16 protein-coding genes are annotated in these 21,854 nt (G+C 62.7%); 15 read left to right on the top strand and 1 reads right to left on the bottom strand.

Annotated elements, in window-relative coordinates; genetic code table 11:
* Positions 1-175: 175 nt before the first annotated feature.
* From QCE49_RS13465 to QCE49_RS13415, 11 genes are all read left to right on the top strand, one after another.
* Entirely contained in the window at positions 176-721 is a 546-nt protein-coding gene (locus QCE49_RS13465) for an ATP synthase subunit I (RefSeq protein WP_081851863.1), read from the top strand.
* Positions 722-898: 177 nt separating this feature from the next.
* Positions 899-1,750, top strand: coding sequence for a F0F1 ATP synthase subunit A (atpB, locus tag QCE49_RS13460; RefSeq protein WP_008352455.1), 852 nt, complete (start codon positions 899-901; stop codon positions 1,748-1,750).
* Between the two features lie 89 nt (positions 1,751-1,839).
* Entirely contained in the window at positions 1,840-2,109 is a 270-nt protein-coding gene (gene atpE, locus QCE49_RS13455; RefSeq protein WP_007180033.1) for a F0F1 ATP synthase subunit C, read from the top strand.
* Between the two features lie 133 nt (positions 2,110-2,242).
* On the top strand, positions 2,243-2,713 hold the full coding sequence (locus QCE49_RS13450; protein ID WP_008352476.1) for a F0F1 ATP synthase subunit B: 471 nt from the start codon (positions 2,243-2,245) through the stop codon (positions 2,711-2,713).
* 2 nt (positions 2,714-2,715) lie between these two features.
* Positions 2,716-3,258 carry a F0F1 ATP synthase subunit delta gene (locus QCE49_RS13445; RefSeq protein WP_034472325.1) on the top strand — a complete coding sequence of 181 codons (543 nt, stop codon included), beginning with the start codon at positions 2,716-2,718 and terminating at the stop codon, positions 3,256-3,258.
* Positions 3,259-3,328: 70 nt separating this feature from the next.
* The gene (atpA, locus tag QCE49_RS13440) at positions 3,329-4,870 is read left to right on the top strand and encodes a F0F1 ATP synthase subunit alpha (RefSeq protein ID WP_008352478.1); all 1,542 of its coding nucleotides are present in this window, start codon (positions 3,329-3,331) and stop codon (positions 4,868-4,870) included.
* Between the two features lie 64 nt (positions 4,871-4,934).
* Positions 4,935-5,819, top strand: a complete 885-nt coding sequence (gene atpG / locus QCE49_RS13435) for a F0F1 ATP synthase subunit gamma (protein ID WP_175979661.1) — start codon at positions 4,935-4,937, stop codon at positions 5,817-5,819.
* 38 nt (positions 5,820-5,857) lie between these two features.
* Positions 5,858-7,252 carry a F0F1 ATP synthase subunit beta gene (gene atpD, locus QCE49_RS13430; protein ID WP_033536458.1) on the top strand — a complete coding sequence of 465 codons (1,395 nt, stop codon included), beginning with the start codon at positions 5,858-5,860 and terminating at the stop codon, positions 7,250-7,252.
* A gap of 77 nt (positions 7,253-7,329) precedes the next feature.
* Positions 7,330-7,755 carry a F0F1 ATP synthase subunit epsilon gene (locus QCE49_RS13425; protein WP_008352481.1) on the top strand — a complete coding sequence of 142 codons (426 nt, stop codon included), beginning with the start codon at positions 7,330-7,332 and terminating at the stop codon, positions 7,753-7,755.
* Between the two features lie 279 nt (positions 7,756-8,034).
* Positions 8,035-9,765 carry an AMP-binding protein gene (locus QCE49_RS13420; RefSeq protein ID WP_250457089.1) on the top strand — a complete coding sequence of 577 codons (1,731 nt, stop codon included), beginning with the start codon at positions 8,035-8,037 and terminating at the stop codon, positions 9,763-9,765.
* A 616-nt stretch (positions 9,766-10,381) separates the two neighbouring features.
* Complete coding sequence (locus QCE49_RS13415; RefSeq protein WP_250457090.1) at positions 10,382-11,329, top strand: alpha/beta hydrolase; 948 nt, start codon at positions 10,382-10,384, stop codon at positions 11,327-11,329.
* Positions 11,330-11,332: 3 nt separating this feature from the next.
* Here the strand turns inward: QCE49_RS13415 and QCE49_RS13410 are convergent, their stop codons facing one another.
* Positions 11,333-12,178, bottom strand: coding sequence for a transporter substrate-binding domain-containing protein (locus QCE49_RS13410; RefSeq protein WP_008352486.1), 846 nt, complete (start codon positions 12,176-12,178; stop codon positions 11,333-11,335).
* A 182-nt stretch (positions 12,179-12,360) separates the two neighbouring features.
* On the opposite strand from QCE49_RS13410, the gene hemE reads away from it, so the two are divergent.
* The 4 genes from hemE to QCE49_RS13390 all read left to right on the top strand — a co-directional run bounded on the left by hemE (position 12,361) and on the right by QCE49_RS13390 (position 21,822).
* Positions 12,361-13,458: a uroporphyrinogen decarboxylase gene (gene hemE / locus QCE49_RS13405; protein ID WP_175979658.1), complete on the top strand. Its 1,098-nt coding sequence runs from the start codon at positions 12,361-12,363 to the stop codon at positions 13,456-13,458.
* Positions 13,459-13,919: 461 nt separating this feature from the next.
* Positions 13,920-16,166: a primosomal protein N' gene (locus QCE49_RS13400; RefSeq protein ID WP_250457091.1), complete on the top strand. Its 2,247-nt coding sequence runs from the start codon at positions 13,920-13,922 to the stop codon at positions 16,164-16,166.
* A gap of 471 nt (positions 16,167-16,637) precedes the next feature.
* Positions 16,638-20,564 carry a trifunctional transcriptional regulator/proline dehydrogenase/L-glutamate gamma-semialdehyde dehydrogenase gene (gene putA / locus QCE49_RS13395; protein WP_250457093.1) on the top strand — a complete coding sequence of 1,309 codons (3,927 nt, stop codon included), beginning with the start codon at positions 16,638-16,640 and terminating at the stop codon, positions 20,562-20,564.
* Between the two features lie 112 nt (positions 20,565-20,676).
* Positions 20,677-21,822 (top strand): branched-chain amino acid ABC transporter substrate-binding protein, encoded by a 1,146-nt coding sequence (locus tag QCE49_RS13390; protein WP_008352495.1) that lies wholly within the window; start codon positions 20,677-20,679, stop codon positions 21,820-21,822.
* Positions 21,823-21,854 lie beyond the last annotated feature (32 nt).

The following is a 21,854-nucleotide window of genomic DNA, read 5'->3' as shown; positions in this document are numbered from 1 at the left end:
TGCAATTGCAAGGAAAGTCTCGCTTTTGAGACCGTTTTTTAAGGTTCGTCTGCTTGGTTTTTGACGCGCCTAAACTATTGAATCCGTGACAACAATCGCTTACAATCGCCCGGATTTATCAGCTAGGCCACCTCGAAAGCGCAGCGAAAGCGCAGGGGGTGATTTTCCCGGACTTTTGGTTGAAGGTTGGAAGACGGTGCGAGAGGAAAATCGAGCGCCGGACGCTCACGCAACCGGCGATGAAAACGCCTCCGGAAATCAGCCGCGCAGTTCGTCGAGCGACTCGTGGGATGCCGAAGCGCAAGAAAATAATATCGTTCCGCTCACGCGGGATCAGGCACAGAAGCTGTTTGGGCCCGAGGTGAGTCGTCCATCGCGTGTCACGCCGTTTAAGGTCGTGGCAGCGCAAATGGTTTTGTCCCTGGGTGCGACGCTGTTGTGGTGGCTGTTCTACAAGCCGCCGGGCGATGCTGCGCTGTCCGCATTTCTGGGGGGAGCGATCTGCTGGGTGCCGAGCGCTCTGTTCGCCGCGCGCCTGCGGGCGAAGAGCGGCGCGGAGACGATCATGAGCTGGATGATCGGCGAAGCGCTCAAGATGGGAGCGACGATCGCCATGTTCGTGGCGGTCGCGTACTGGTACAAGAGCGCGTTGTGGTTGCCGCTGCTCGTTACGTACATCGTCGCTCTGAAGACATACTGGGTTGCAATGGCGCTTCGGTGACGATTCTTGACGTCCCAGGTAAGTGCCCGCAGCACGGATTGTAAGTAGCATCACGTATGAACAAGTGCGGACGTTGTGCCGCACTCGGGCCTCTCGACCCGGAGCCGCGACGCGAAGCGGCGGCTCGGAAGCGACAGGCGGCGAAAGATTTTTGACAATTTGGGTGGCTTTAACGATATGGCAGCTAGCGAAGGAACGCACGCTCTGGATCCGTCCGAGTACATTGCGCACCACTTGCAGAATCTTTCCACGCACGCACAGACGTCGATCTTCGACATCCACGTCTGGAATCTCGACACGCTGTTCTGGTCGATCGTGTGCGGTGTCATCACCATCGTCATTCTCGGTCTTGCTGCACGCAAGGCGACGTCCGGTGTTCCCGGCCGTTTCCAGTGCGCCATCGAGATGCTGGTCGAAATGGTCGAAGACCAGTCGAAGTCGATGATCCACGGCAGCCGCCGCTTCATCGCTCCGCTCGCGCTGACCGTATTCGTCTGGGTCGCCCTGATGAACTCGCTCGACTTCATCCCCGTGGATCTGCCGCCGCGCATCATCGGCTGGCTCGGTCTCGAAAACGTCCTTCCGCATCATCGCATCGTTCCGACGGCTGACCTCAACGGCACCATCGGTATCGCGCTCGGCGTGTTCGTGCTGATGATCTACTACAACTTCAAGATCAAGGGCGCTGGCGGCTTCGTGCACGAACTGCTGTCCGCTCCGTTCGGCGCGCATCCGCTGCTGTGGATTCCGAACCTCGCGCTGAACATCATCGAGTTCGTCGCCAAGACGGTGTCGCTCGGCATGCGGCTGTTCGGCAACATGTACGCCGGCGAACTGCTGTTCCTGCTGATCGCCCTTCTGGGCAGCATGTGGACGTTCGGTGCGGACGCTTCCGTGCTCGGATTCATCGGCCACGTGGTCGCGGGCACGGTTTGGGCGATCTTCCACATTCTGATCGTGCTGTTGCAGGCGTTCATTTTCATGATGCTGACGCTGGTGTACATCGGCCAGGCGCATGACTCACACTGACGCGTTGCGGCACGTTCCGGAATCGTTCAGGTTTTAGGTTTTCGTTTTTTATAAATCCAGTTCCAAAGTCTTTAATCAAAGGAGTGATCATGCAAGCTTTCATCGCCAACATCCAAGGTCTGACCGCCATCGGTATCGGCATCATCATCGGCCTGGGTGCAATCGGCGCCTGTATCGGTATCGGTCTGATGGGCGGCAAGTACATCGAAGCATGCGCCCGCCAGCCGGAACTGATGAACCCGCTGCAGACCAAGATGTTCCTGCTGGCTGGTCTGATCGACGCGGCGTTCCTGATCGGCGTTGGTGTGGCAATGCTGTTTGCGTTCGCGAACCCGCTGCTCTCGAAGCTCGCAGGCTGAGGTTCCTCGGAAGTGTGCGTCTGACTTTTTAAAGACGCTGAACGGAACGGGTGAGGCGCTGATCGAGCTCAACAAGCCGATGAGCGCCTTTTAACCGTTTCACCTCCGATCAAGCAACGTTTAAGGAAACACCGTGAATCTCAACGCAACCCTGTTTGCGCAAATGGTCGTGTTTCTGATCCTCGCGTGGTTCACGATGAAGTTCGTGTGGCCGCCGTTGATCAACGCCCTCGACGAGCGCTCGAAGAAGATTGCCGACGGCCTCGCCGCCGCCGACAAGGGCAAAGCGGAACTCGAAGCTGCGCACAAGCGCGTCGACCAGGAACTCGCGCAAGCGCGCAACGACGGCCAGCAACGCATCGCCGACGCTGAAAAGCGCGCTGCCGCAGTCGCAGAAGAAATCAAGGCCAACGCTCAAGCCGAAGCCGCGCGTATCGTTGCGCAAGCCAAGGCCGACGCCGACCAGCAAATCGTGAAGGCTCGCGAAGCGCTGCGTGGCGAAGTCGCTGCGCTGGCTGTGAAAGGCGCTGAGCAGATTCTGAAGCGCGAAGTCGATCAGAAGGCACACGCCGATCTGCTGAATCAACTCAAAACCGAGCTCTGATCATGGCCGAACTTGCAACCATCGCTCGTCCTTACGCAGAAGCGCTGTTCCGCGTGGCCGAAACCGGCGATCTCGCGGGCTGGTCCACCTTCGTTGAGGAGCTGGCACAGGTTGCGCGTCTGCCCGAAGTGGAGACGGTCGCTTCGAGCCCGAAGGTGAGCCGCCAGCAAATCGTCGATCTCCTGCTCGCCGCAGTGAAGTCGCCGTTGGCCCAAAGCCAGCCTCAAGCGAAGAACTTCGTCGGCATGCTGGTCGAGAACCATCGCCTGCCGCTGCTGCCGGAAATCGCCGTCCAGTTCGACGAGCTGAAGAACGCCCGTGAAGGTGCTGCCGATGCTCACATCGTGAGCGCGTTCCCCCTCGAAGGCGAACAGTTGAACGACCTCGTTGCAAGCCTCGAACGCAAGTTCCAGCGCAAGCTGAAACCGACCGTCGAAATCGATCAGTCGCTGATCGGCGGCGTTCGCGTGACGGTTGGCGACGAAGTGCTCGATACCTCGGTCCGCGCGCGCCTCGCCAGCATGCAGACGGCTCTGACCGCTTAATTTGCGAATTAATGCGATCAACCGAGTCTGATGACTGGCACGCAACAGAATTGACTATCAGGAGCGAATAATGCAACTCAATCCCTCTGAGATCAGCGAGCTGATCAAGAGCCGGATCCAGGGCCTTGAAGCGAGCGCGGACGTTCGCAACCAGGGCACCGTGATCTCCGTGACCGACGGTATCGTGCGTATCCACGGCCTGTCGGACGTGATGCAGGGCGAAATGCTCGAATTCCCGGGCAACACCTTCGGCCTCGCGCTGAACCTCGAACGTGACTCGGTCGGCGCCGTTATTCTCGGCGAGTACGAGCACATCTCGGAAGGCGACATCGTCAAGACGACGGGCCGCATTCTGGAAGTGCCGGTCGGTCCGGAACTCGTCGGCCGTGTGGTCGACGCGCTCGGCAACCCGATCGACGGTAAAGGCCCGATCAACGCGAAGGCAACGGACGCAATCGAAAAGATCGCCCCGGGCGTGATTTGGCGTAAGTCGGTGTCGCAGCCGGTGCAGACGGGTCTGAAGTCGATCGACTCGATGGTGCCGATCGGCCGTGGCCAGCGCGAGCTGATCATCGGCGACCGTCAGTGCGGCAAGACCGCGGTGGCCGTCGACGCGATCATCAACCAGAAGGGCAAGGATCTCATCTGTATCTACGTCGCGATCGGCCAGAAGGCTTCGTCGATCATGAACGTGGTGCGCAAGCTCGAGGAAACCGGCGCGATGGCTTACACCATCGTCGTGGCGGCTTCGGCTTCGGAATCGGCCGCGATGCAGTACCTCGCGCCGTACGCCGGCTGCACGATGGGCGAATACTTCCGCGATCGCGGCCAAGATGCGCTGATCGTCTATGACGACTTGACCAAGCAGGCGTGGGCGTATCGCCAGATCTCGCTGCTGCTGCGCCGCCCGCCGGGCCGCGAAGCGTATCCGGGCGATGTGTTCTATCTGCACTCGCGTCTGCTCGAGCGTGCGGCTCGCGTCTCGGAAGAGTACGTCGAGAAGTTCACGAACGGCGAAGTGAAGGGCAAGAGCGGTTCGCTGACGGCACTGCCGGTCATCGAAACGCAAGCCGGCGACGTGACCGCATTCGTTCCGACGAACGTGATCTCGATTACCGACGGCCAGATCTTCCTGGAAACCGACCTGTTCAACGCCGGTATCCGCCCTGCTATCAACGCGGGCGTGTCGGTGTCGCGCGTCGGCGGTGCGGCTCAGACGAAGGTCATCAAGAAGCTGTCGGGCGGTATCCGTACCGACCTCGCGCAGTATCGTGAGCTCGCCGCGTTCGCGCAGTTCGCATCGGACCTCGACGAAGCCACCCGCAAGCAGCTCGAGCGCGGCCGCCGCGTGACGGAACTGCTGAAGCAGCCGCAGTATCAGCCGCTGCAAGTGTGGGAACTGGCCGTCGCGCTGTTCGCAGCCAACAACGGCTATCTGGACGATCTCGAAGTTTCGCAAGTGCTCGCATTCGAAAAGGGCATGCGCGAATTCCTGAAGACCAGCCACGGCGATCTGATTAAGCGCATCGAAGACAATAAAGACTTGTCGAAGGACGACGAAGGCGCACTGCATGCCGCGCTGAAGGACTTCAAGAAGTCGGGCGCTTATTGATCGGGATAGAGGAGCAACGCGCGATGTCACCGGACGTCGCGCGGCTTCGATCAAGGAGTAAGCAATGGCTGGAATGAAGGAAATTCGCGGCAAGATCAAGAGCGTGCAGAACACGCGCAAGATCACGAAAGCGATGGAAATGGTCGCCGCATCGAAGATGCGCCGCGCCCAGGAGCGCATGCGTTCCGCCCGTCCGTATGCCGACAAGGTCCGTTCGATCGCATCGCACATGAGCCGTGCGAACCCCGAGTATCGCCATCCGTTCATGGTCGAGAACAAGGGCGCAAAGACGGCCGGCCTGATCCTCGTCACGACCGACAAGGGTCTGTGCGGCGGCATGAACACGAACATCCTGCGTGCGTCGCTGAACAAGATCAAGGAACTCGATCAAAGCGGTGTCCAGATCGAAGCTTCGGCGATCGGCGGCAAGGGACTCGGCTTCCTGAATCGCCTGAAGGCGAAGGTCGTGTCGCAAGTCACGCAACTGGGCGACACGCCGCATCTGGAAAAGCTGATCGGCGCGATCAAGGTGCAGCTCGACCTGTATTCGGAAGGCAAGATCAACGCGGTGTACCTCGCGTACACGCGCTTCATCAACACGATGAAGCAGGAAGCGGTGATCGAGCAACTGCTGCCGTTGTCGGTGGACGACCTGGACGCGAAGGACGAAGACGGCGTCACGCCGAAGACCTCGTGGGACTACATCTACGAGCCGGACGCGCAAACCGTGGTGGACGAGCTTCTCGTGCGCTACGTCGAAGCGCTCGTCTATCAGGCGGTCGCGGAAAACATGGCGTCGGAGCAATCCGCGCGCATGGTCGCGATGAAGGCCGCGTCGGACAACGCGAAGACCGTGATCAACGAACTGCAGCTCGTCTACAACAAGAGCCGCCAGGCCGCGATTACGAAAGAATTGTCGGAAATCGTCGGCGGCGCCGCAGCGGTCTGACGGCCGCGTGAAAGAACACAGTATCTAAAGGAAATGCGATGAGTACTACTGCTTTGGTAGAAGGCAAGATCGTACAGTGCATCGGCGCCGTTATCGACGTGGAATTTCCGCGTGCGCAAATGCCGAAGATTTACGACGCGCTCATTCTGGAAGGCACCGAACTGACGCTCGAAGTCCAGCAGCAGCTGGGCGACGGCGTGGTTCGCACCATCTGTCTGGGTGCATCCGACGGCCTGCGCCGCGGCACGATGGTCAAGAACACGGGCAAGCCCATCAGCGTGCCGGTCGGCAAGCCGACGCTCGGCCGCATCATGGACGTGCTCGGCCGTCCGATCGACGAAGCGGGTCCGATCGAATCGGAAACGACGCGTTCGATCCACCAGAACGCACCTTCGTTCGACGAGCTGTCGCCGTCGACGGAACTGCTCGAAACCGGCATCAAGGTTATCGACCTGATCTGCCCGTTCGCGAAGGGCGGCAAGGTCGGTCTGTTCGGCGGTGCAGGCGTGGGCAAGACCGTGAACATGATGGAACTCATCAATAACATCGCGAAGGAGCACGGCGGTTACTCCGTGTTCGCGGGCGTTGGCGAGCGTACCCGTGAAGGGAACGACTTCTATCACGAAATGAAGGACTCGAACGTTCTCGACAAGGTCGCGCTGGTCTACGGCCAGATGAACGAGCCGCCGGGCAACCGTCTGCGCGTCGCGCTGACCGGTCTGACGATGGCCGAGCACTTCCGTGACGAAGGCCTCGACGTGCTGTTCTTCGTCGACAACATCTATCGTTTCACGCTGGCGGGTACGGAAGTGTCCGCACTGCTCGGCCGTATGCCTTCGGCAGTGGGCTATCAGCCGACGCTGGCTGAAGAAATGGGCAAGCTGCAAGAGCGCATCACGTCGACGAAGACCGGCTCGATCACGTCCGTTCAGGCCGTGTATGTCCCTGCGGATGACTTGACCGACCCGTCGCCGGCTACGACCTTCGGCCACCTGGATGCAACCGTCGTGTTGTCGCGTGACATCGCTTCGCTGGGTATCTATCCGGCAGTGGACCCGCTCGATTCGACCTCGCGTCAGATCGACCCGAACGTGATTGGCGAAGAGCACTACACGATCACGCGCGGCGTGCAGCAGACGCTGCAGCGCTACAAGGAACTGCGCGACATCATCGCGATTCTGGGCATGGACGAACTGTCGCCGGAAGACAAGCTGTCGGTTGCGCGCGCTCGTAAGATCCAGCGTTTCCTGTCGCAGCCGTTCCACGTTGCTGAAGTGTTCACGGGCTCGCCGGGCAAGTACGTGCCGCTGAAGGAAACCATCCGCGGCTTCAAGATGATCGTCGAAGGTGAGTGCGATCATCTGCCGGAGCAGGCGTTCTACATGGTCGGCACGATCGACGAAGCCTTCGAAAAGGCCAAGAAGATCCAGTAAGAGTCGGGTGTTTTTCAGGCGGACGTCCGCGCAGCGCGGGCGTCCACTCATGACACCGACGACAGGAGTCGACATACATGGCAACCATCAAGGTAGACGTCGTCAGCGCGGAAGAGCAGATCTTCTCGGGCCAGGCGAAGTTCGTCGCGCTGCCGGGCGAAGCGGGTGAACTCGGCATTCTGCCGGGTCATACGCCGCTCATCACGCGCATTCGTCCCGGTGCGGTGCGTATCGAGGCGGAAGACGGTACGGAAGAGTTCGTGTTCGTTGCCGGCGGGATTCTCGAAATCCAGCCGGGCATCGTGACCGTGCTCGCCGATACGGCCATCCGCGGCGCGGATCTCGACGAAGCGAAGGCAGAGCAGGCGAAGAAGCGCGCCGAGGAAGCGATTCAAAACAACACCTCGGAGCTCGAGTACGCGACCGCGCAAGCGGAACTCGCTTACGCGACGGCTCAACTCGCGGCGATTCAACGTCTGCGCAAGGCGCACGCAAAGCACTAAGCGCACGACGCATCGAGCAGCAGCGATCAGCAGGTCAAGAAAGCAGCCTTCGGGCTGCTTTTTTTATGCTCCTAATCGGCAAATCGCGCACGCAAATCTGCATAACGGTTATGTGGCGCTCACTCCGATTCACGTAAGCGATTGATTCAGCGCATCTTTCGCCGATTCCACGAAAGCGGCATTGCGGGAAACACTCAATGCCCGCGCCCGTCCTCGCGATGCACAATGGCCTCCAATTAGCCTTCACCGGGCGGCGATTCACATTGGCGGAGACCATCGATGACAACTGAACCGACCCACGCCGGCGCGCAGATCGAACCGCGCGACGGCATTTCCTATGTTCGCGGCGCGACCGACGTCCCATTGAGCGACGCGACCGTTGCGCGCTTCCTTCTCGAAACCGCTGGGAGATTCCCCGATCGCCCGGCCGTCGTGTTCCGCGAGCAGAACATCCGCTGGACGTGGCGCGAGTTCGCAAATCAGATCGACGTGCTCGCGAGCGGACTGCTCGCGCTCGGCATCGAGGCGGGTGATCGCGTCGGCATCTGGTCGCCCAACCGCATCGAATGGCTGCTCACGCAGTTCGCCACCGCGCGCATGGGCGCCACGCTCGTCAACATCAATCCGGCGTACCGGCTGGCCGAGCTCGAATATGCGCTGAACAAGGTCGGCTGCAAGGCGATCATCGCGGCCGAGCAGTTCAAGTCATCGAAATATCTGGAGATGCTGCAGACGCTCGCGCCCGAACTCGCGCATGCCGAGCCGAACGCGCTTCACGCCGGGAAGCTGCCGGAATTGCGCGCCGTGATCCGCATGGGCGAGAGCAAGACGCCCGGCATGCTCAATTTCGAGGACGTGATGCGTACCGGTCGCGAACGGCTCGACGCGGCGCCGCTCGACGCAGTCGAGGCGAAGCTGAAGCCGGACGATCCGATCAACATCCAGTTCACGAGCGGCACCACGGGCAATCCGAAGGGCGCGACGCTCACACATCGGAACATCGTCAACAACGCGCGCTATATCGCAATGGCGATGCGCCTGACCGAGCAGGATTCGCTGTGCATTCCGGTGCCGCTGTATCACTGCTTCGGCATGGTCCTGGCCGTGCTCGCGTGCGTATCGACGGGCTGCACGATGGTGTTTCCCGGCGAAGCCTTCGACCCCGCCGCGACGCTCGCTGCCGTGCACGAGGAAAAATGCACGGCGCTGCATGGCGTGCCGACGATGTTCATCGCCGAACTCGATCACCCGGACTTCGGGAAGTACGATCTGAGCCGGCTGCGCACGGGCATCATGGCGGGTTCGCCGTGTCCGATCGAGACGATGAAGCGCGTCGTGTCGAAGATGCATCTCAGCGAGATCACGATCGCGTACGGCATGACTGAGACAAGCCCCGTGTCCTTCCAGAGCTCGACGACCGATCCGCTCGACAAGCGCACGACGACCGTCGGACGCATTCAGCCGCATCTGGAAGTGAAGATCGTCGATCCGCTGGGCAATATCGTGCCGGTCGGCGAAACCGGCGAGCTGTGCACGCGCGGCTATTCGGTGATGAAAGGCTACTGGGGCGACGACGCCAAGACGCGCGAGGCGATCGTCGACGGATGGATGCACACCGGCGACCTCGCGACCATCGACGCGGAAGGTTACTGCAACATCGTCGGCCGCCTGAAGGACATGCTGATTCGGGGCGGCGAGAACGTCTATCCGCGCGAAATCGAGGAATTCCTGTTCCGTCATCCGAAGGTGCAGTCGGTGCAGGTCTTCGGCGTGCCCGATCAGAAATACGGTGAGGAAGTATGCGCGTGGATCGTCGTGCGTCCCGGCGAGCAGGCGAGCGAGGAGGAAATTCGCGAGTTTTGCCAAGGACAGATCGCGCACTATAAGATTCCGCGCTACATCCGCTTCGTCGACGAACTGCCGATGACCGTCACCGGCAAGGCGCAGAAATTCGTGATGCGCGCCCGCATGATCGACGAACTGAAGATCGCCGAGGCCAAAACGGCCTGAACTTCGGCGCTGCTTCGCGGTGAAAAGACAAAGGGAGCGCTGCGGCGCTCCCTTCTGTCATTGGACGAAACGTTCAGGTGTTGAAATCCCAAAACGCAAACGTTTGTCCGGGCGAAAAAAAAGCGGGCCTGGAGCCCGCTAAAAACCACACGCTACGGGGTTAGCGCGAGGAGACCAAACGTGGGATGTGTCGAATGCCTTGCATTCGAATAACGATCCCAACACCGATGCCCCAAATGTGAGTGCTTCGGCCACAGCCTGCCATCGGATCACGTTGTTTTCGCACGACGCGACCCAATACATCCGTGTTGAAACCGTTTCAACAGATTGTGGGCGAATTGAATCCGAGTCGCCGTAACAAAGTGTTTCAGGTTGTAACCCGCGCCCGATAAGGCTCGGAGGAAATTTTCGAGCGCGATTGTCCAGTTTTCGACCGATATATTGTCTGTTATTCGGACGATTAATCCGTTCGGGATGACTTGACGTGCGATTGCAGATTTTCAAACCCGTGCGATTATTCTATTTTTTTCGCGGAAATCGAACGCCCGGACGCATGAAATCGATGCGCAAAGTAGGCCGCGCGCGCATAACGACACAAAAACCTATGGAGATACGCATGAGCATTGATGCAGCCCTGCTTCGCTATTACCGCGCCGTCGAGGACGCTTTTCCGGCTTTGCCGCCCGACGCGGATGCGCTGGCGTTCCGGGAGCGCTTCAGCAAGGTCGCTCGAGCCTACGCCGGAGAGCGCGACGATGCCGTAACGGCGGAAAATATTCAGCTCGATCTCGAAGGCCGCACGCTCGCCGCCCGCATCTACAAGCCGAAAGAGGCGCGCGGCCCGCTGCCGCTGATCGTGTACTTTCACGGCGGCGGCTGGGTCGTCGGCGATATCGACACGCACGATGGCCTCGTCGCACGGCTCTCGCGCGACTCGCAATGCGCGGTGGCGAGCGTCGACTACCGGCTCGCGCCCGAGCATCCGTTTCCCGCGCCTTGCGAAGACGCGCTCGACGCGCTGCTCTGGCTCGCGGAGCACCGGTCGCGGCTCGGCTTCGCGACCGACCGGCTGGCTGTCGGCGGCGACAGCGCGGGCGCGCATCTGGCGGTTGTTGCGGCACGCGGCGCGAACGAGCGCGTCGCGGGCATCGTCGGCTTGCAACTGCTGCTTTACCCGGTCATGCGTCGTCAGTTCGAGAGCCCGAGTTGCATCGCCAATGCGAACGGTCCCGGTCTCACGAACGATGAGATGAAGTGGTACTGGACCCAGTTCCTTTCGGGTGAAACACCGCAGGCGCACGATGTGCGCGCCTTTCCGCTCTCCGAGCCGTTCGAGCGCACGCCGGCGCCCGCGATCGTCGTCGCGGCGGCGTACGATCCGCTCTATGACGACGCCGTCGAACTCGAACGCTTCCTGCAAGCGAACGGCGGCCGTGTCGAGCTGATCGACGCGCGCGACATGACGCACGGATTCGGCCGCATGCATTCACAGTCCGAGGCGGCGCTCGGCTGGCTGCGCAAGATCGGCGAGCGCACCGGCGAACTCTTGCGCGCCGCGCGCTGACCGCTACTTCAGCCACTTGTCATAGACAGCCTGAAACTCGCCCGACGAACGGGCGAGATGCAGCCACTGATCGACATACTGCTGGAACGGCACGTCGCCGCGCGGCAGCAGATACGCCTTTTCGCCAAACTGGAACGGCTTGTCCGGATGCACCGAGCACAGCCCCGGATTGAGCTTCTGCTGAAGCAGCGTTTCGGATGCGTCCGTGACCATGACGTCGGCCTTGCCGTCGAGAATCTGCTTGAAGATGGTCACGTTGTCCGGATACTCGATCAGTTGCGAGTGCGCAAAGAACTGCTTCGCGAAGCGTTCGTTCGTACCGCCCGGATTCACGATCGTCCGCACGTTCGGCTGATCGATCTGCGCGACGGTCTGATACTTCTCGACATCGTCGCAACGCACGATCGGCGTCTTGCCGTCTTCCATGTACGGCGCGGTGAAAAACGCGCGCTTCTGCCGTTCGAGCGTCGTCGAGACGCCGCCCACGGCGATATCGCATTTCGCGATGAAGTCGTTCATCAGATTCGACCACGACGTCTTCACATACTCGGCCTTCGCGCCGAGCGACTTCGCGAGACTTTCCGCGAGATCGATGTCGATGCCCTCGAACTGCCCGTCCGGACGCAGGAACGAGTACGGTTTGTAATCGCCGGTCGTGCAGACGCGCAGCGTGTGGCGTGCGAGGATGTCGTCGAGGCGAGAGGGCGCGGCAACCGACGAAGGCGCGGGCGCGGCGGACTTTGCTCCGGCGACGGTGCCGGCCTGAATCGTCTGCGCGTGCGCGGCGTTCAAAAGCGAGAGCGACACCGCGAAGGCAGCGGCTGCGAGACTGACGGACGTGCGTTGCATCGATTCTCCTGGTTCTAGTTGTGTAAGCACACTGATCATAACGAGGGCTTCGCTTGCCCGAAATCCGGCCAAACGACATAGGCCGCGCGGCATGAGCCGTTCCGAATTGCCGGGCTCAGCCGGCGTAAACGTTCGACCGCTCCGGTAGAATGGACGATTCTCTGCCTTGAGCATCGAGCGACGTGGCACACACTCTTCTGAACGACACCTTCCTGCGCGCGCTCTTGCGCCAGCCGACCGACTACACGCCGATCTGGCTGATGCGCCAGGCAGGGCGCTATCTGCCGGAATACAACGCGACGCGTGCTCGCGCGGGCAGTTTTCTCGGTCTCGCGAAGAATCCGGATTACGCGACCGAAGTCACGCTTCAGCCGCTCGAACGCTTTCCGCTCGACGCCGCGATTCTCTTCTCGGACATCCTGACCGTCCCCGACGCGATGGGGCTCGGTCTGAACTTCGTGCAGGGCGAGGGGCCGCGTTTCGAGCGCACGGTGCGTACCGAAGACGATGTGAAGCGCCTTGCCGTGCCGGACATCGGCGCGACGCTTTCCTACGTCACCGACGCCGTAAGCCAGATTCGCCGCGCGCTCACCGACGCGCAAGGCCGCCAGAAGGTCCCGCTGATCGGCTTCTCCGGTAGTCCGTGGACGCTCGCGTGCTACATGGTCGAAGGCGGTGGCTCGGACGACCATCGCACGGTCAAGTCGATGGCGTATTCGCGGCCGGACCTGATGCATCGCATTCTCGAGGTCAACGCGCAAGCCGTCACCGCTTACCTGAACGCGCAGATCGAAGCGGGCGCGCAGGCCGTGATGATCTTCGATACATGGGGCGGCGCACTCGCGGATGGCGCGTATCAGCGCTTCTCGCTCGAATACATCGCGAAGGTGGTTGCCGGCCTGAAGCGCGAGCACGATGGCGCGCGCGTCCCGGTCATCACGTTCACGAAGGGCGGCGGACTCTGGATCGAGGAAATCGCGGCGACGGGCGTCGATGCGGTCGGTCTCGACTGGACCATGAATCTCGGCCGGGCGCGCGAAAAGGTCGGCTCGCGTGTGGCGCTGCAGGGGAACATCGATCCGAGCGTGTTGTTCGCGCCGCCCGCGTCGATCCGCACCGAAGCGCGCGCCGTGCTCGAAAGCTTCGGCAATTTTCCGGGCCACGTCTTCAACCTGGGCCACGGCATCTCGCAGTTCACGCCGCCGGAAAATGTCGCGGAGCTGGTCGACGAGGTTCATCGACATAGCCGCGCCATGCGCGCCGGCCAAGCCGCCCGGTAAAAGGCGTACGAAAGCCTGCGTTGCGGACGCGTGCCGCAGTGCAATATCGGTGATTCGGGGCAAGTGATCAGGAGCTGGAGGGTTCTGTCCGGATCGCCCGCCTCAGGCGGCGCTCCCCGATGTCAAGACTGAACTTATGCACAATTTGTTCGCTGCGGCGCGCCATCAGACGTATGGCTTACAGCAACCAATAAGATGTCGCTATATGTGCTTCAAGCCAATGATTTTTAACGCATTTCGACGGCTTCGCCCGAAATGTGGGTTAGCGCACATAAGGGATTCGTGACATTGTTTGCGGCGATCACGGACGCACTTCTCAACAAAGTTATCCACAGGGCTGTGGAAAGCATCGGAAATCCAAAAATAATCGGCGGTTTACAGACGATTCTGATGTTTCACTTTAACTTCTCCCGCCTCGGGCGCTTGGTTCTGTCGAACCGTCTTGCGCGGGGTCCCGCGCGGTGACTGATCTATTCGTCCGCGTCGCCGTCGATCAGCCCATGCCCGTGCTGTTCGACTACCGCTATGCGCTGCCGGCCGCGCCTGCCGTCGGCATGCTGGTGCAGGTGCCGTTCGGGCGACGCGAAGTCGCCGGGTTGATCTGCGAAATCGCCCATTCAAGCGACGTGCCCGCTGCCAAACTGCGCGACATCACTTCGATTTGCGAAGGCTGCGCGCCGCTGTCGGAAAAGTGGATCGCGCTTGTCAGCTTCGCCGCCGATTACTATCAGCGCGGGCTGGGCGAAGTCGCGCTGCCGGCGCTTCCGCAGGCGTTGCGCGACGCCTCGCGCTGGGATCGCCTTTTTGCCGTCGAGCCGCGCTTTCGGATTCTCCCCGAAGGGCGCGCGCAACTCCCCGATGCTTTGCCCGCCCGCGCCAGCGCCCTCCGGCGTCTCGCCGATGCGCTCGCGGAACAGCCGTCGCTGACGTTGTCCGACGCGCGTGCGTTGCATCCGAAAGCGGGCGCGACCTTCGACGACTGGATCGCGCGCGGATGGATCGAAGCGGTGACAGCGCAGATCGCCGAACCCGACGCGAGCGCGCCCATGCTGCCGACCGGCGCGGTGCCGCTGCCCTTGCTGACCGATGAACAACGCGAAGCCGTCGATGCAATTTCCGGCGCGCAAGGGTTCGCCCCGTTCCTGCTGCACGGCGTGACGGGCAGTGGCAAGACCGAGGTGTATCTGCACGCGCTCGCCGCGTTGCTCGCCGACCGGCCCGACGCGCAGGCGCTCGTCCTCGTTCCCGAAATCAATCTGACGCCGCAGTTCGAAGCGGCGTTTCGCGCGCGCTTCGCCGCGCTCGCGGACGGCTCGATCGTCACGATGCACAGCGGACTCGCCGAAGGCGAACGCGCGCGCAACTGGCTCGCGGCGCATACGGGCAGCGCGCGCATCGTGCTCGGCACGCGCCTCGCGATTCTCGCGTCGATGCCGAAGCTCGCGATCATCGTCGTCGATGAGGAACACGATCCCGCGTACAAGCAACAGGAAGGCTTGCGCTACTCCGCGCGCGATCTCGCCATCTATCGCGCGAAGCAACTGGATATTCCCGTCGTGCTCGGATCGGCGACGCCATCGCTCGAAACCTGGTGGCAGGCCGAGCAGGGCCGCTACACGCGACTCACGCTCACGCGCCGCGCCGTCGCCGAAGCGGTGCTGCCGAGCGTCCGGCTCATCGATCTGGAAGAGGAAAGACGGCGAGGCCGCGCCTCGGTCGAGGGGCTCGCGGGGCCGCTGATCGCGGCGCTGAAGACACGCGTCGAGCGCGGCGAGCAAAGCCTCGTATTCCTGAACCGGCGCGGCTATGCGCCGATCCTGTCCTGCGATGCCTGCGGCTGGGTCGCCGGTTGTCCGCGTTGCAGCGCGTATGCCGTGCTGCATAAGCCTGAGCGCGCGCTGCGTTGTCATCACTGCGGCTGGGAATCGCGCATTCCGAAGTCGTGTCCGGAATGCGGCAACATCGATATCGCGCCGATGGGCCGCGGCACGCAGCGCGTCGAGGAAACGCTCGCGAGCGTGGTGCCGGGTGCTCGCGTGCTGCGCATCGACGCCGACAGCACGCGCCGCAAAGGCAGCGCGCAGGCGCTTTTCTCCGATGTCCACGCGGGCGAAGTCGACATTCTCGTTGGCACGCAGATGATCGCGAAGGGCCATGATTTCCGGCGCGTGACGCTCGTCGGCGTGCTGAACGCGGACACCGCGCTCTTCTCCCACGACTTTCGCGCGAGCGAGCGGCTCTTCGCGCAACTGACGCAGGTGAGCGGGCGCGCCGGACGCGCGGGCTTGCCCGGCGAAGTGATGATCCAGACGCGCTATCCGCGTCACGCGCTGTATCAGGCGCTTTCGCGACAAGACTACGTGGGTTTCGCCAATTCGACGCTCGCCGAACGCCGCGACGCGCGTCTGCCGCCGTTCGTCTATCAGGCGATGCTGCGCGCCGAAGGCCGCACGCTCGATGCGGCGCTGAAATTCCTCGAGGAAGCGGCGGCGGCGTTCGCGCCTCTGCCCGGCGCTGAGCGCGTGACGGTCTACGACGCGGTTCCGCTCACCATCGTGAAAGTGTTCAATGTCCACCGTGCGCAACTGCTGCTCGAAAGCGCGTCGCGGGCCGCGCTGCAGGCGTCGCTGCGCGCGTGGCAGCCGGCGCTGCGCTCGCTCAAGGGCGTGCTGCGCTGGAACGTGGAAGTCGATCCGCTGGACGTCTGATTCAGATTTCGGCGCGTGGAACGTCGCTGACCGCGCGGTCGCCTTGGCCGGAAGCGTCATCGCACCGATGAACGTGCGGCGACGCGCCCCGCACGAACAACACGACGCAGACCGCGAACATCGCCCAAACGCCGGCCACCACCATCCAAGTGCTCATGCTCGTTGCTCTCCCCGAAATCGCGGAATATCGACCGCTGAAGGCGTCGCCATCGACGGCGCATGGCGTTTATAACGGCGGTGTCCGAGGATTTACTTAGGGGCCGTCTCAAAAATTCCGGATTAGGGAAACTACTAGGCACCGAGCGCCGCGCGCCATCCGGCGGTGCACCGCTCAAAGCCTTGTGCCACAAGGGTTTCATTGTGGTGCAACCCTAGCGAAAATCTCGGTTGCACCTTTTAAATCAGCGGGGTACGATTCGCCAACTTTTCAGGTCTCTGGCCGGCTGAGCACGACCGGCAAACGAAGGAAATATGGCGAGCACAACCCTAGGCGTCAAAGTCGACGATCTGCTGCGTTCCCGGCTCAAAGATGCCGCGACGCGCCTCGAACGCACTCCCCACTGGCTTATCAAGCAGGCGATCTTCGCTTATCTGGAGCGCATCGAGCATGGCCAGCTTCCGCCCGAACTGACGGGTGCGAACGGCTCGTCGGAAATGGCGGATGCACCTTCCGTCGATGGCGACGAAGACGGCGCGCCGCATCCGTTCCTCGATTTCGCGCAGAACGTGCAGCCGCAATCGGTGCTGCGCGCGGCGATCACGGCGGCGTATCGCCGGCCGGAGCCGGAGTGCGTGCCGTTCCTGATCGGTCAGGCGCGACTGCCTTCGAACGTCGCGGCCGAAACCGAAAAGCTCGCGACGAAGCTCGTCGAAGCGCTGCGCGCGAAAAGCTCGGGCGGCGGCGTCGAAGGTTTGATCCACGAATTCTCGCTGTCGAGCCAGGAAGGCGTCGCGCTGATGTGCCTCGCCGAAGCGCTCCTGCGCATTCCCGACCGCGCCACGCGCGACGCGCTGATTCGCGACAAGATCAGCAAGGGCGACTGGAAATCGCACATGGGCCAGGCGCCGTCGCTGTTCGTGAACGCGGCGACATGGGGTTTGATGATCACCGGCAAGCTCGTCACGACGAACAGCGAAGCGGGCTTGTCGTCGGCGCTGACGCGTCTGATCGGCAAGGGCGGCGAGCCGCTGATCCGCAAGGGCGTCGACATGGCGATGCGCCTGATGGGCGAGCAGTTCGTCACCGGCGAGACGATTTCCGAAGCGCTCGCGAACAGCCGCAAGTACGAAGCGCGCGGGTTCCGCTACTCGTACGACATGCTCGGCGAGGCCGCGACGACGGAAGAAGACGCGCAGCGCTACTACGCGTCCTACGAGCAGGCGATCCACGCGATCGGCAAGGCGGCGGGCGGGCGAGGCATCTACGAAGGCCCGGGCATTTCGATCAAGCTCTCCGCGCTGCATCCGCGTTATTCGCGCTCGCAGCAGGAACGCACGATGAACGAGCTGCTGCCGCGCGTGCGCTCGCTCGCGCAACTGGCGCGCCGTTATGACATCGGCCTGAACATCGACGCCGAGGAAGCCGATCGTCTCGAAATCTCGCTCGATCTGCTCGAAGCGCTCTGTTTCGATCCGGAGCTCGCGGGCTGGAACGGCATCGGTTTCGTGGTGCAGGGTTATCAGAAGCGCTGCCCGTTCGTGATCGACTATCTGATCGATCTCGCGCGCCGCAGCCGTCATCGCCTGATGATTCGCCTCGTGAAGGGCGCGTACTGGGACACGGAAATCAAGCGCGCGCAAGTCGATGGACTCGAGGGCTATCCGGTCTATACGCGCAAGATCTACACGGACATCTCGTATCTCGCGTGCGCGAAGAAGCTGCTCGGCGCGCCGGATGCCGTCTATCCGCAATTCGCGACGCACAACGCGTTCACGCTCTCCGCGATCTATCACCTCGCCGGACAGAACTACTATCCCGGCCAGTACGAGTTCCAGTGCCTGCACGGCATGGGCGAGCCGCTCTACGAAGAAGTCACGGGCCGCGACAAGCTGAACCGTCCGTGCCGCGTGTATGCGCCGGTCGGCACGCACGAAACGCTGCTCGCGTATCTCGTGCGCCGTCTGCTGGAAAACGGCGCGAACACGTCGTTCGTGAACCGCATCGCCGATGAATCGATTCCGGTGAAGGAACTCGTGCGCGATCCGATCGACGAAGCGCAGGCGATCACGCCGCTCGGCGCGCCGCACGCGAAGATTCCGCTGCCGCGTCAGCTTTACGGCAACGAGCGCTTCAATTCGATGGGCCTCGATCTGTCGAACGAGCATCGGCTGGCTTCGCTGTCGTCGGCGTTGCTGGCGAGCGCGCATCATCCGTGGCGCGCGGAACCGATGCTCGAAGGCGGTGACATCGGCAACGGCGTCGCGCGCGATGTGCGCAATCCGTCGGATTTGCGCGATCTCGTCGGCACGGTCGTGGAAGCGTCGCCGGAACAGGTGAGCGCCGCGATCGCCAACGCGGTCGCCGCCGCGCCGATCTGGCAGGCGACGCCGGTCGAAGACCGCGCCGATTGCCTCGCGCGCGCCGCCGATCTGCTCGAAGCGCAAATGCACACGCTGATGGGCCTCGTCGTGCGCGAAGCGGGCAAGTCGCTGCCGAACGCGATCGCGGAGATTCGCGAAGCCATCGATTTCCTGCGCTACTACGCATCGCAGATTCGCGCCGAGTTTTCGAACGATACGCATCGCCCGCTCGGTCCGGTCGTGTGTATCAGCCCGTGGAACTTCCCGCTCGCGATCTTCATGGGCCAGGTCGCCGCTGCGTTGGCCGCGGGCAACCCGGTGCTCGCGAAGCCCGCTGAACAGACGCCGCTGATCGCCGCGCAAGCCGTTCGCCTCCTGCGCGAAGCGGGCGTGCCGGCGGGCGCGGTGCAACTGCTGCCGGGCAATGGCGAGACGGTCGGCGCGGCGCTCGTCGCCGATCCGCGCACGCGCGCCGTCATGTTCACCGGTTCGACGGAAGTCGCGCGCCTCATCAACAAGACGCTGTCCGAGCGCCTCGATCCGGATGGCCGCCCAATTCCGCTGATCGCCGAAACCGGCGGCCAGAACGCGATGATCGTCGATTCGTCGGCGCTCGCGGAGCAGGTCGTCGCGGACGTGCTGCAGTCGTCGTTCGATTCGGCTGGCCAGCGCTGCTCGGCGCTGCGCGTGCTGTGCCTGCAGGACGACGTCGCGGATCGCACGCTCGAGATGCTGACCGGCGCGATGAACCAGCTCGCGGTCGGCAATCCGGATCGTCTGTCGACGGATGTCGGTCCCGTCATCGACGCCGACGCGAAACGCGGCATCGACGCGCATATCGCCGGGATGCGCGACAAGGGCCGCAACGTCACGCAACTGCCGCTGCCCGACACCTGCGCGCAAGGCACGTTCGTGCCGCCGACCTTGATCGAGCTCGATAGCATCGACGAACTCAAGCGCGAAGTATTCGGCCCGGTGCTGCATGTGGTGCGTTATCGCCGTTCGAACCTTGATAAACTCCTCGACCAAATTCGCTCGACGGGTTATGGCCTCACGCTCGGCATCCATACGCGTATCGACGAAACCATCGCGCACGTGATCTCGCGGGCGCATGTCGGCAACATCTATGTGAACCGCAATGTGATCGGCGCCGTGGTCGGCGTGCAGCCGTTCGGCGGCGAAGGGCTGTCGGGCACGGGTCCGAAGGCGGGCGGCGCGCTGTATCTGCAGCGTCTGCTCGCGAAGCGCCCGACCGGTCTGCCGAAATCGCTGGCGAGCACGCTCGTCGTCGATCAGGTGGCGTCGAAGGACACGCCGACGGCCGCGCTCACCGCATTGCGCGACTGGGCGATCGGCGAACGCGATCCGCAGACGGCCGCGCGTTGCGACGGTTATCTGCAGCATGTGATGGCGGGCGCGACGGCCGTGTTGAGCGGACCGACCGGCGAACGCAACACGTACACGCTCGGCGCGCGCGGCACGGTGCTGTGCGTGGCGGCGACGGCGAGCGGCGCGCGCGCGCAACTGGCCGCCGTGCTGGCGACGGGCAACAAGGCGTTGTTCTCCGGCTCGGCGGGCGAGCAACTGGCGGCGTCGTTGCCTTCTGCGCTCAAGCCGTTCGCGATGGTCAGGAAAGCGGCGGAAGACTTCGACGCCGTCTTGTTCGAAGGCGACAGCGATGAACTGCTGTCGCTCGTGAAGGAAGTCGCGAAGCGTCCGGGACCGATCGTATCGGTGCAGGGCGTGGCTGCGGGAGCGTTCGCCGACGCTGGCCACGACGGTGAAGACTACGCGCTCGAACGTCTGCTGACGGAACGCTCGGTGAGCGTGAACACGGCGGCGGCGGGTGGCAATGCGAATTTGATGACGATCGGTTGAGACACCCCTCGAACGCTCGGTTCAAACGAATTCAAACAATCGGCAGCAGGCACGGCGTAACGGAGACACGCGCGGCACAGGCTGCCATCCACACTGGAACACAGGAGAAGCTATGAAGCACACGATGACCAAGCTGGCGGCAGCCATGACGCTCGCCGGCCTGTTCGCGGGGACCGCAGCTGCACAGCAGGCAGAAGACGTGAAGGTTGGCTACGCCGGCCCGCTGACCGGTGCGCAGGCGCACTACGGCAAGGACATGCAGAACGGCATCACGCTCGCCGTCGAAGACTTCAACGCCACGAAGCCGGTGATCGGCGGCAAGCCGGTTCGCATCGTGCTGAACTCGGCGGACGACCAGGCCGACCCGCGCACGGGCACGACCGTGGCGCAACGCCTCGTCGACGATGGCATCAAGGGCATGCTCGGCCACTTCAATTCGGGCACGACTATCCCGGCATCGCGCATCTACGCGAACGCGGGCATCCCCGAAATCGCGATGGCGACGGCGCCCGAGTACACGACGCAAGGCTTCAAGACCGCCTTCCGCATGATGACCTCCGACACGCAGCAAGGCTCGGTCGCGGGCGAGTTCGCGGTGAAGACGCTGAAGGTCAAGAAGATCGCGATCGTCGATGACCGCACGGCATATGGCCAGGGTCTTGCCGACCAGTTCGAGAAGGCGGCGAAGGCGGCGGGCGGCACGATCGTCGACCGTGAATTCACGAACGACAAGGCTGTCGACTTCAAGGCGATTCTGACGAAGATCAAGTCGACGAATCCGGACCTCGTGTACTACGGCGGCGCGGATTCGCAAGCCGGCCCGATGGTCAAGCAGATGAAGACGCTCGGCTTCCGCGCGCCGCTGATGGCGGGCGAAATGGTGAAGACCGACACGTTCCTGAAGATCGCGGGCGACGCGGCTGACGGCACGGTGGCATCGCTCGCCGGCCTGCCGATGGACGAAATGCCGGGCGGCGCGGACTACTCGGCGAAGTACAAGAAGCGCTTCAACGAAGACGTGCAGACGTACTCGCCGTACGCCTACGACGGCGCGATGGCCATGTTCACCGCGATGAAGGCTGCGAACTCGACGGATCCGGCAAAGTACCTGCCGTTCCTCGCGAAGACCGACATGCAGGGCGTGACGGCGAAGCACCTGTCGTACGACTCGAAGGGCGATTTGAAGAACGGCGGGATTACGCTGTATAAGGTCGTCGGCGGGAAGTGGACGACGTTGCAGAGCGTGGGCGGGAAGTAAGGGCTTGTCGCAGTGTTCGAACGGCCCGGTCG

The sequence above is a fragment of the Caballeronia sp. LZ008 genome (assembly GCF_031451435.1).
Classification (GTDB): Bacteria; Pseudomonadota; Gammaproteobacteria; order Burkholderiales; family Burkholderiaceae; genus Caballeronia; species Caballeronia zhejiangensis.
Note: the sequence above shows the minus strand (reverse complement) of the source record. Positions and strands in the feature narration are given on the sequence as shown.

What these genes read in the sequence shown, in the direction of transcription:
- QCE49_RS13390 (WP_008352495.1), top strand. Translation starts at nt 20,677, where the DNA reads ATGAAGCACACGATGACCAAGCTGGCGGCAGCCATGACGCTCGCCGGC.
- atpB (WP_008352455.1), top strand. Translation starts at nt 899, where the DNA reads ATGGCAGCTAGCGAAGGAACGCACGCTCTGGATCCGTCCGAGTACATT.
- atpE (WP_007180033.1), top strand. Translation starts at nt 1,840, where the DNA reads ATGCAAGCTTTCATCGCCAACATCCAAGGTCTGACCGCCATCGGTATC.
- QCE49_RS13425 (WP_008352481.1), top strand. Translation starts at nt 7,330, where the DNA reads ATGGCAACCATCAAGGTAGACGTCGTCAGCGCGGAAGAGCAGATCTTC.
- QCE49_RS13420 (WP_250457089.1), top strand. Translation starts at nt 8,035, where the DNA reads ATGACAACTGAACCGACCCACGCCGGCGCGCAGATCGAACCGCGCGAC.
- QCE49_RS13445 (WP_034472325.1), top strand. Translation starts at nt 2,716, where the DNA reads ATGGCCGAACTTGCAACCATCGCTCGTCCTTACGCAGAAGCGCTGTTC.
- putA (WP_250457093.1), top strand. Translation starts at nt 16,638, where the DNA reads ATGGCGAGCACAACCCTAGGCGTCAAAGTCGACGATCTGCTGCGTTCC.
- QCE49_RS13410 (WP_008352486.1), bottom strand. Translation starts at nt 12,178, where the DNA reads ATGCAACGCACGTCCGTCAGTCTCGCAGCCGCTGCCTTCGCGGTGTCG.
- atpG (WP_175979661.1), top strand. Translation starts at nt 4,935, where the DNA reads ATGGCTGGAATGAAGGAAATTCGCGGCAAGATCAAGAGCGTGCAGAAC.
- atpD (WP_033536458.1), top strand. Translation starts at nt 5,858, where the DNA reads ATGAGTACTACTGCTTTGGTAGAAGGCAAGATCGTACAGTGCATCGGC.
- atpA (WP_008352478.1), top strand. Translation starts at nt 3,329, where the DNA reads ATGCAACTCAATCCCTCTGAGATCAGCGAGCTGATCAAGAGCCGGATC.
- QCE49_RS13415 (WP_250457090.1), top strand. Translation starts at nt 10,382, where the DNA reads ATGAGCATTGATGCAGCCCTGCTTCGCTATTACCGCGCCGTCGAGGAC.